The 11,795-nt window shown below is 36.2% G+C and carries 4 protein-coding genes; 1 reads left to right on the top strand and 3 read right to left on the bottom strand.

Annotated features, from left to right (window positions below; translation table 11 throughout):
- The first annotated feature begins 413 nt into the window (after positions 1-413).
- On the top strand, positions 414-2,810 hold the full coding sequence (locus LC087_RS11950) for a cell wall-binding repeat-containing protein (protein ID WP_226542205.1): 2,397 nt from the start codon (positions 414-416) through the stop codon (positions 2,808-2,810).
- Between the two features lie 93 nt (positions 2,811-2,903).
- On the opposite strand, the gene LC087_RS11955 is transcribed toward LC087_RS11950, so the two are convergent.
- The 3 genes from LC087_RS11955 to LC087_RS11965 all read right to left on the bottom strand — a co-directional run bounded on the left by LC087_RS11955 (position 2,904) and on the right by LC087_RS11965 (position 11,302).
- Positions 2,904-3,623 carry a hypothetical protein gene (locus tag LC087_RS11955; RefSeq protein ID WP_226542203.1) on the bottom strand — a complete coding sequence of 240 codons (720 nt, stop codon included), beginning with the start codon at positions 3,621-3,623 and terminating at the stop codon, positions 2,904-2,906.
- A gap of 79 nt (positions 3,624-3,702) precedes the next feature.
- Positions 3,703-5,760, bottom strand: coding sequence for an N-acetylmuramoyl-L-alanine amidase (locus LC087_RS11960; protein ID WP_306019603.1), 2,058 nt, complete (start codon positions 5,758-5,760; stop codon positions 3,703-3,705).
- Between the two features lie 451 nt (positions 5,761-6,211).
- The gene (locus LC087_RS11965; RefSeq protein ID WP_306019604.1) at positions 6,212-11,302 is read right to left on the bottom strand and encodes a cell wall-binding repeat-containing protein; all 5,091 of its coding nucleotides are present in this window, start codon (positions 11,300-11,302) and stop codon (positions 6,212-6,214) included.
- Positions 11,303-11,795 lie beyond the last annotated feature (493 nt).

An 11,795-nucleotide genomic window follows, 5' to 3' on the forward strand; every position in this document is an offset into this window, starting at 1 on the left:
ACTTTTCAGACAACTCCATTTTCTGCGAAAGAAAAAGGAGGTTCTCTTAACCTATTTTTTCACAATTCAACTTTTCTATTTGATTTGCAGATAACGAACATGTGTTGATATTAAACTTTATTCCTCTACAAAAACACCTAACATTTCTATTACATTTTTTACAACACTAGTAATAAAAATGTCATATTATAATCAACCTATACATTCGACAAGGTGTGCTATACTGTTTGATAGATTGCTGTTTTCCAAGCTGTTCTTACAGTTTCACATTGTCACCATTGTCATTCCGGTGCAACCATTTACATTTTAAAGAAACAGCCGATATAAACGTAGTAAGCTATCACACAAATGGTAGAATTTTGAGATGTTTCTGCATCCAAAATATATAAAAAATAAAAAGGAGGAGGACGTGCATGCTAAAACAACTAGCATCCATTTTTGCGTTGACTATTTTGCTGACGCTTTCGCTTCAATTAAATGGCCAAGCTTCCACGCTTCAAGTAGTTGACCTTGAAGATGGGAAACAGACGGTTCAATTAACCAATCCATTAGATGCAACCATTACAAATGAATTAACATCATCGACTCTCTCTATCACTTCATCTGGAAAAGAACTGTTCAATGATTCTATTGACTTTTCTCATTATCAATCGATCTTTTTGTTTGAACAAAACGACAACGAATACATCTTGATAGAAAAACGAGTGGATGGAACATCTAATGAACTAACCTTTGAGCTTCTAAAGTATGAGGATAATCAAGTCAGCTCTGTTTTTGTATCCGATGCGTATCAAAAAGCAACACTAGAAGTCGAAAATGACTCTATTACAGTTGGTTATCCTGTCTATGATGATAGTGACAATTTGGCTACACCGTCTTTTACAAAAGAAGATATCTACAAAATAACGAACCAAAATCAACTAAATAAGATTGAAAGCAGTAACCGGTCTTTTTTGAGTGACACTTCAACAGAAGAGACATATAAAACTGAAACGGAAAAACTAGCGGTCACATTGAAAGGTGAAAATCCTTCTTATGACGAGATTAGTAGAATACTAACCAAGAAAGCACTCGAAAATAATATTCCTCCAGAGATTCTCAAGGCAATTGCATGGCAAGAAAGTGGTTGGCAACAATTTCGTACAGCGAATTATCAAGATAAATGGTTTGTCGGTCACCCTGTAATTTCTTATGATCGTGAAGGAATTGGGATTATGCAGGTAACCACTCCAAATGTAAGTATAGAAGAAAAAAAGAAACTCATGTTGGACATTGAATATAATATTCAGCGTGGAATTGAAATTTTGCTAGGAAAATGGAATCAAGTCAATGACCCTGGTGTATATTTTTTACCGAATCTTAACAACGGGGATCAAGAAATTTTAGAGAATTGGTATTTAGCCATCTTAGCTTATAATGGTCGCTCAGAAAAAAACGACCCTTCCCAGTTAACTGACGAAGGTCTTTATGTTGACGAAGATTCTGAAACAGGTAATGACACCTATCAAAAAAGAATATATACACATATTGAAAAGTATGGTCTCTTCAAGACAACACCATTTCCTTCTAGACTATTGAAAGATTACATCTACTATAATAATAGCACGTACATTTATTTCAACAATCGTAATATTGTTACTAGTGGGCCGTTTCACAAAACGTCACACAGCTTCCAAAATGGGGATACTGCTTATGTGAATACACATGAAACACCCTACTACTCATCTGCAAATGGCGATCAAAAAGGAACATTAAGAGTTGCGGAAAAAGTAAAGGTCGTTGGCTCATATGTTACGAATCCATCAAGATTGAATCATTTTGTATGGTATCCAATAAAAAAAGATGGGGATAATACGACTTATTATGTGAAAGCCCCTTATTTGACAACGACTAATTTAAGAACGGATTTATTCGGAGATGATCGTTATAAAACGAGTGTGGCCATCTCAAAAGATTGGTGGACAAACACATCGAATGTTGTGGTTATCGCTAGAGGAGATAATCCAATTGACGGATTAGCTGGAAGTAGCATTGCCAAGAAATACAATGCTCCGCTTCTTTTAACGGAGAGCGGAACACTTCCTTCTTCTGTTGCTGATGAGCTTAAAAGACTTAAGCCTTCAAAGGTTTATCTTTTAGGTGGGACGGAAGCTATCAATACTAATGTAGAAACTAGCATCAAAAAGGCAACAGGAGCGACCATCACTCGTCTTTCAGGACAAAGTCGCTTTGGAACTGCGATAAAAATAGCGGAAGAAGTGAAGGATTTTTCAGACGTTTTCCTTACAACGAGTAATGAAATGTCTCCAGATGCTTTATCCATTGGACCTGTTGCAGGGTTAAAGCAAGCTCCAATATTACTTACAAATGAACAAGGCTTAACAGATGAAACAATCGATTTTCTATCCAAGCATAAAGATGTCAATGTTCATATTGTGGGTGGAACCGCAGCTGTTCCAGAGGGAACCGTTTCTCAGCTAAAAACGATTGGAATAGAGAGTATATCGCGTGTCGCAGGTGCAAACCGTTATGCAACAAGTGTAGAGATTGCCAAGAAATTCTTTACTGATCCAGATAACTTAGTGTTTGCTAATGGAGACGTCTTTATCGATGCTCTTCCTGGAGGACCGTTTGCGGCTTTAAATGAGGCACCGATATTATTAACGGAAGCTAAAAACGTACCGTCTGAAATTAACAGCTGGTTACCAACCGTGAATACACTGCCACATTTTTACTTCTTAGGTGGAGAAGTTCGTCTAAGCGAACAACTAAAAAATGATTTGCAAGAAGTAACTTATACACGAGATTAAAAAAACAGCAACTTCCAAATTTATGGAGGTTGCTGTTTTTTTATGATGAAATGGTTTCAGACTTCGTTATTTGATGCACTCTACTAGTAGTAACTATTTTACGTCCGTTAGGATAAATTCCTCTGTAAATCCTTGCTCACCCGTTTGATCATAAATATACTTCACGACACCCATTTCTGATGCATAGTACTGCTTATAGGTCGTCATTTCACCTACTACTTCTTCGGATTCTTTTTGAACTAGAATGACTTCATCATAATCTCCTATAGGTGTTGTTACTGTCTCATTTTCGCTTGTTAATTCCCAAGATGCATTTTTACCTAAAATAGGTTCACTTACTTCAATTAGCTTAAAATTATCCAATATGCTCTCAACTGTATCAAGACCGTTTTCTTCATACACTAAAGTGACTTCATTTTCTGTCCAGCGATATATTTTGGTCGTTGCCGAACTACCGAGCTCCACTAGCTCTTGAACATATTCATCATTTATGTCAACAATGGTTTCCGTTCGTATTGTACCGTCCTGATTTTCAAACGTTTTGACGACCCATTTTTGAGGGCGGAAGGATCGATAATCTATTCCTTGTTCATCTGTTTCTTCCTCTTTTTTTGCTTCTTCTTCCTCTTTTTGCTCATCCTCTGAAGATATGGATTCTTCTTCCTGTTTGTCTTCTTTCTTAGTAACTGCCCCTTCTTTTGATTGCTCTGAATCTTGGGTTGTTTTCTTTTCAGCTTGTTCAGAGTCATTTGAACAGGCTGTTGTCACTAAAACCATCGCTACTAAAACGAATAACCATTTTCGACTTATCATTCGTGTTTCCCCTCCTACTTTATATCTTTTTTAAAGTAAACAAGGAGCTCATCAAATAACCTCCTTGTTTACTCAAAGCCTATTTTAAATCCGTTACAACTTCATTTATTAATTGATTATCTAATGTTCCACCCACTAAATGAATATTGTTTACAGATTGTTCAGCTGAATATACTTGAATAAATGACTCAACGCTCTTGTTATAATTTTCACCCATTAGAACCATTAATGAATTCTTACCAACAGCTAATGGTGCAGCTGTTAGCGCATCCGGGAAGTTTTCCCCAGTTGAAACAATCATTTCATTTGATTTCATTTGATCTTTAAATTCCCATAATACTTTCGCTAACGTTTCATAGCGGTCCGCTCCACCAAGTCGTTGGACAACCGATGTTTTACTCTTAATTTGGTTTTCAACATGACTTGATATCACAGCTGTCCCACCGACAATGTTCACTTCTTTTCCTTGAACGGTTGATAAAGCTGAACCAGAAATCTTATTTAAGTCGGAAAGAACAATTCCCCAATTTTGTGAAGTTGCAATTGGCCCTACTGATAGAGCATCTGGAAACCTTGATCCTGATGCAACGAAATAACCAGTGACGTTAGAAAGTTTGTTTAAGATTTGTTCGTTTGTTTTATAACGGTCTTCCCCTTCTATTCTTTCCGTTTGATAGCCTAATTGATTCAGCTTTTGCTCTACTTGAGGATCAATAGCTTCGGGTCCACCGATAATAATGACTTTGTTTGCTTTTAGACGGATTAATTCTTGTTGAACATTTCCTTTAAGAGTATTAGACCAGTTTAAGAGAATTGGAGCATGACCGTAAACATTCGTTAAAGGAGTGGCTGATAAAGCATCTGCAAACTTCCCACCAGTAGCCAAAATAACCGTTTTTTGAGCTTTTTCAGTTGGAAACCCATTTGGATAAAGCTGTTTTGACACTTTAATTGAGGTATCAACGCGATCTTGTCCGATTAATTCATTTAAGCCCGTATGTTTTGTAATCGGCTCTCCATTATTGGACCAAATAATATCATTAGAAGATTGACGAATAATTTTCGCATCATCTTGATCTTCTGCTTCACTTAAAGCTTGGTTATAATCATAATATTCACCAATTTTTTTATCTCCTACATATACGTGATAATTCTTTGGCAAATAGTTTGATGATATAGTCCATCCAGTTTTGTCATTGACGACTCTTGTATTGGACTTGGTATTTGAGTAGTTCATAGCATCAAATGCTGTATAAAAAATTTCATTCAAGCTTCCTGTTTTATTCCATACAGAATAACGTGGTACAACCTCTTGATTGTCTTTATCCCAAATAGTCACATACTCATTTTGTTTCTTTGCATAGTTAACTGCTTCATTTTCAGTTTCAAAGGTTTGTAGTTTATTTTTGTTTTCATCATAAACTTCGAACACTTTAAAATATTCCACAATGCCATCCTTCAAAGCTTCTGCAGCTTTATTTTGATAAGAGCTTGTTTTTATTTTTGCCTCTTCATCAGGATTTGTCATATAGCCTAATTCGACTAAAACGGCTGGCATTTGCGCATTACGAATGACATAGAGACTTTGATCTTCCTGGATTCCTCGATCAGCGGTTCCTAAATAATCTACCACTCTATCATGAACTTCATTTGCTAATCTCTTATTATCATTCAAATACGTAATTTGCAGGGGATCATGAGGGTATTCTTCTTTATAATGATCCACTCCATTGTAAAGGTATGTTTCAATTCCATTGATACTGGAACTTGATGTAGTACCATTGTGATGAACAGAGATAAAAATGGTTTCATCATTGTTCCCTTTCGCATACTCATTTGCTACTTTGGTACGATTCACTAAATCTTGAGAGATATTATCCGAAAAATCGACATCCGTTGTTCGTGTCATATACACTTTAATTCCTGTTCCTTTTAGCTTCTCTTGGAGCTTTAAAGCAACAGAAAGGTTTGCATCTCTTTCACAATAACGAGTGGATTTCCCTGAATATCCACACGTCCCCGTATGCTTTCCTCCATGACCAGGGTCAATGACAACTGCTTTTTCTGCTGCAACAAACCCTGGAACAAAAAACAAAGCAAAACTAAATAAACATAGTTCAAAAAGCTTTTTGATCAATTCATAACCTCCAATACTTTTAAACTCTTAGGAATTATAACATATATAGACAAATTTCTATATATCCCTATAATTCTGAGACTATTCTACCTACTATATCGACAGTTATAGGATAATATATAGTTTTTCAATTAAAAGCAGACTATATTATATAAGTTGAACTAAAGACATTTCAAACTAGTTTCGATTCCACCCGTGCACAAAGCCAATCAATGAATTAGAGGAAAATATATCTATATGGGAATTCTAAAGTTCATTCTATATAGAGATTCATCACCAAATTTTGTTATCGCACGTAACATAAAAAGAGACCATCCATTCACGGATAGCCTCTTTTTCTTTGAAACTTATTTTAATAAAGAATTTAACTCATTTTCGACTTCAGGAGTTACCGCTGCTTCTCCGCCGAAGATGGTTAATAGATTTGGCTTCTTCTCATCAATAAATCCTTTTACTCTTCATGTACAGAAGAACCTACGAGTAAGACACCCGTGCCTTCTTTTGCTGCTAAAGCTGCACCGGATAAGGCATCGGCGAATTTTTCTCCTGTTGCAATATACTGGTGGTCGGCACCTTTATCGAAGTAATTAGAAACGGCTACTGACGTTTTATAACGATCTTCTCCTGCTAACCTCTTCGCTTTAGGTAATTGATCCATTACACCAGGTGTTACTACTTTTTCCCCACCAATGACATAGGTTGACTTCACGTTTAGTTCTTCTAATGCTGTTTCTGTAGGATCAGCTAATTCATCTGCTCCTGTTAGTAGGATTGGATAACCATGTTTCGCCGCATAAGAAGCTACAGACAATGCATCAGGGAAGTTTTGACCATTTACGACTACTGCTGTTTCAGTACCATTTGGCGCTACTTCTTTTGCAATCTTTTGTGCCGTTTCATAACGATCGTCTCCCCAAATGCGTTCAACGCCGATCTTTTCGGCTTTTAACACATCTGCGACATCTTGACTAATGGCTGCTTTTCCGCCAAGAATGATGACTTTAGAAGCTTTTAATCTACTAATTTCATCAAGCGTTACATCTGTAAGTGTATTTGACTCAGTTAACAATAGTGGAGCATCTAGTTTATGAGATAATGGAACACCCGCTAGAGCATCTGCATAATTATCTCCACGAGCTAAGATAACCGTATCTGACTTATTCCAGCCTGCTTTACTAATTTCAACAGATGTTTCATAACGATCGACACCTTGAAGGCGATTTATTTCTTTTTCTATATTTAGTCGATCAATTGTAATCTCTTTTGAAACTGTAGTTCCACCTAAGTCCGTTACTTTTACCGTAAACGTATTTTTACCTGGCTCTAAAGATACTTTATGCGTTAGCTTTTCTTCTCCTGCTTCAAGTACATCTGCAGGTGAATCCATTTTGGTTGTCTTTACTTCTTTTTCACCTTCATAAATGCTGAAGTATGAGAAGTTATCTTTCGCCGTAATCTCTAGTTCTGTTTCTGTAACATTATAATCAACAGATTCTGGTGCATTAAGTTCCAGTTCAGGGCCCACCGAATCAATAAACACATCTTGTTCTAAACTAGATTTATTTCCAAGTGTATCTTTTGCTGTTACTTTGACGACTTGTTTTCCGTCTTCTTTAAATCCTACTGTAGTTGAGAACTCATAATATCCTGTTTCCTCATTTAATGACAATTGGATAGGACTATCATTAACCGTTACTTCTTCAAGCTCAAATTTTGCATGAATGGACCCTTTTACAGGTACCTCTTTTGTATTATAAGCACTGTCTTGTTTTGGTTCTTCACCAAGTTGAATCATTGGTTTTTCTTCATTACCAGTTGGACGATAGATGGAGATTTCTTCTGTAACCGTAGTTCCACCTAAGTCCGTTACTTTTACCGTAAACGTATTATATCCTGGTTCTAAGGTAACTTTTTCTGTAAAGGACTCTTTTCCAGGCTCTAACACTTGAGCTGGCGTTTCGATTTCTGTTTGCTTCAGATGATTATCATCTACATAAACGGAGAAATAAGAGTAATTATCTGATACATCAAATGATAAGTCATATTCTGTTGTCTTTTCGTCCACAAACTTTTCATTGCTTTGTTCTATGATTGGTGCTGTTGTATCAATAAACACTCGACGTGAAATAGAGATCTCATTACCTGATGTATCTGTAGCAGATACTATGATATCCTTCATTCCTTCTTCGTCAAATGTTGCCGTTGCTGAAAAGTCATAGTTTCCTGTTTCTTCATTTAATTTGAAATCAACAGACTTTCCATTCACTTTTACTTCAGATAATCCTGTTTCTTCTTGCACGTATCCTGTAACAGGTAATTCTAAAATATTGTAAGAACCGTATGGTGCTGGGTCTGTATCTCCTAAATAAATCACTGGAGAATCGCTATCCGCAACAGGAGTGGAATCCATAGCAAAGTTATTAGCATAATCTACTGCAACAACTTCCACAACAGCGTTCTCGATTGAGTCAAACGTATAAGAAGTTTGATCACTACTGATTGTTGCATCCAACTGCTCTCCGTTAACAAAGATTAAATATTTTTCGATCCCTACTCCTTCATCAGAAGCTTTCCAAGAAATTTTATTTTCTTCTTCTTCAAATGAGGTAATCTCAATCGTTGGGCTTTTCGTATCTACATACACTGGAATTTTCTTCGATTGCCATTTAGCATCTTTATAATCAATAGTGGACTTAATCTCATAATAGTAAATTCCATCTTCTACTGTCTCGGATTTAACCGTTCCATCCCAAGCACGCTCAGGGTTAAATGAATAATAACTTCCTGAACCCTGATCATAATACGTCTTTCTTACATTTTCTTCTGTTAGGACACGACGAAGCAATTTATTATTTTTATCATACACATTATATTGTACTTCTTTTGCATTTCTTAAGAATGCTGGGAAAGGATAAATATCATCATTTAATCCATCTCCATTCGGAGATACTGGATAATACTTTTCACCATCAACCGGTGCTACAAAGTTTCCATCTCCAGTTAACATATCATTAAAGTCATCCATAGCGTAAAGCTTATCCTCGCCATAATCCTTGAATCCGTCAAGGATTTCTGGACGGTCCCACTCACCATAAAATCCGTTATATGGAATGCTTAGCTGAGGAGCTCCATTTTCTTTGTCTGTTAAGTAAACAAAACCTTCAATAAACATATCTTCTTCTACTGATTTCGTTACTTCATTTCCGTCTTGATCTTCACCTTTTACTTTTGCTTCAGAGAAATCTACAGTAACGGTGAACTCTTTTGAACCGCCAGCCGGAACGGTAATTTCGTCTGGAGAAGTAATTTTTGCTCCTTCTAAATGATCAGCTAGGGCTAAGTTGTATAATACTTCATTATCTTCCCCAAAATTTTCAGCTTTGAATCTATCTGCTAATACATCTGTATGAACGTTATAGGTAACCTCTTCATTTGAAATATTAACTGCTTCAAACGTCATAGTAAATGAAGTTTCTTTAAAATCAAACAACTCAACTTTTGATTCGTCTGTTTGTTTATCCACTAAATATGCAGGTGAGTATACTGCACTTAACGTTTGCATCATTCCTGCACCTTGACGTCTAGGCGAGAATGGCTTTCCGTCAAGATCTTCAATAACCTCTGCCGTACTCATTAACAATTGTTTCGCCAAACGCGCACGATCTCCTGAAGATGTTTCATTAAAACGTTCGTCGTTTTGCAAATATTGTTGAACAAGTGCCGCTCCACCAGCAACATGAGGAGAAGCCATAGATGTTCCACTCATTAATCCATATTGATCATCTTGAAGTGTTGAATAAATTTTTCCACCTGGTGCTGTTATTTCAGGCTTTAATTCTAAACTTGGTGTCGTTCCCCAAGAAGTAAAGTCTGTCATTCTACCCATTTCAGGATCATTGCTCTTATCAAGTTCAGAAGCGTTAAGCGTTAAAGAAGACCCATCTTCTAAACGTTTAGCTAACGTTTCTCCTTCTTCTTTGGACACTTTCATAAATGGAATGTTCCATCCACCTTGGTTTTTATAAAACGTTGAAGTTCCATGATCATAAACGATAATGCCGATTGCACCTGCTGCTGCAGCATTATTTGTCTTTGCCATAAATGAAAGAGCTCCACGTTTGACTAATACTACTTTGCCCTTCACATCTACATCTGTAAAATCTTCAGGATTTCCACATACAACACAGCTTTCACCTGAAGTTTCTTCTTTTTCATTTAAAGCGGATAAGCTAACAACCTCAAATTCTGGAACATCTGCCCAGCTATCAATACCGTATCCTACTAAATTAAGATCCGATCCATCAGTAATTGAATGTTGATACCAATAAGAAGTATTTCCTGATGCAGCTACTTGAATTGTATCTGTATTCAGCCCCGGTGCTCCTACGACTCCTATGTCAGGATCATTATAGTAAGGATCTCCCCAGCCTGAAGCAATATGACCTGAGTTCCCTGCAGATACTGCACACACAATCCCATTTTCAACGGCACGAGTGATTGCTAAATCCTCCGCACTTTCTGGCTCATAGAAAGATGCCGTTGAGCCTAAACTCATATTTAACACATCTGCGCCAAGCTTAATTGAATCATCAATAGCAGCTAAATATACGTCAGACCATGTAGATGGGTAGTCAGGATCATTACTGAAAACCTTCATTCCTAACACTTGTGCTTCCGGTGCAACTCCTTTAAGTCCGCCGTTACTTTCATCACCATTTGCTACTACTGTCCCTGAAACATGCATTCCGTGCATGGATGCATCTGGACCTTCATCTGTAATGATGTCGTTCTTGTCATAATAGTTGTATCCATAAGGTACTTTTTCCGTAAAGAATTTACCAGGAAGTTCTTCTTCTTTCACAATGGTGCCAACTTTTTCACTTGTCAGCTCCTCTTCTGTTTCATCACTTAAAACAAAATCTCTATGAGAAGGATCTACACCGCTATCAATAACAGAAACGACCATTCCTTCTCCTTTATATTCAGCATCTGCCCATGTCGAGCGAGATTGAATATAATCGTGAGATGTATCCATATCAGGTGTTACTTCTGGTCTATTGTACTCATTTGCTAAGAAGACTCTTTTAACACCCTTCGTTGATTCTATTTTTTCAACATCGCCATATTCCACTTCTCCACTGAATCCGTTAAAAGCCGTGTCGAATGATTCTGAATATTCAATGTCTACTTTTTTAGATTTCAAACTGCTTTTAATATCTTTTTGTTCCTCTTGAACCTGTTCTGTTAAAGAAGCTTTTTTTGTTTCAGATAGCTCTTTAAACAAAACACCTTTTTCTGTCGCGTATTCTAGTGGGGTTGTCCCATCTAATTCGACAATGACGCGAACATTATCTGAATCTTTAAAACTATTTTCAACATCTTTTTTATCTAAGCTTTTCATTTCTTTCGAAAGGAGTTTTTTAATCTCCTCCTGTTTCGACTTTTCTTCTGCTTGTACAAAAGAAGTCGTTAGTCCTAAATTACTAAAGACTAACAGAAAAGCTAGTAAGCTAACAAAAATTCTCTTCATTTTTCTATTCATTTGTTTTCCCCTCTCTAGATGAGTTATATAAACATGAAATAATTTTACGTGATCTTTACAAAATAGTCAAACTATTTAGAAGCATTAAAGATATTAGTATATTATTACAATTTCACTCATTATATTAAAAAAGCTAGTCCTTATTACTCGTTTTCTTTTTCATTCTTTTATAACAAATCCTAAATTTAATTGGAAAAGTATTAGTAATCAATATATTTCGATTATTTCTATTCATACGAAATCTATTTGAAAAGGTTCCACCCCAGGATCAATGACATAACAACCATTGCTTCTCCTTTTATATTCGCACCTCCCATGTTTGATGGAATTAAATAAATCCGAGATGTGTTTATATCAGTTATAGCAGGATTATTATACTCATTTGATAAATAAGTTTTCTTACTATACAAGAAAGCTAGAAAACTAACAATCTTTTTTGAGTTATTTCAACATAATTTTCTCCTTTCTGAGTTTTATAGATAGATAATCTTTA

It is taken from the genome of Bacillus carboniphilus, from assembly GCF_020524035.2.
In the GTDB taxonomy this organism is placed as follows: Bacteria; Bacillota; Bacilli; order Bacillales; family JAIVKR01; genus Bacillus_CC.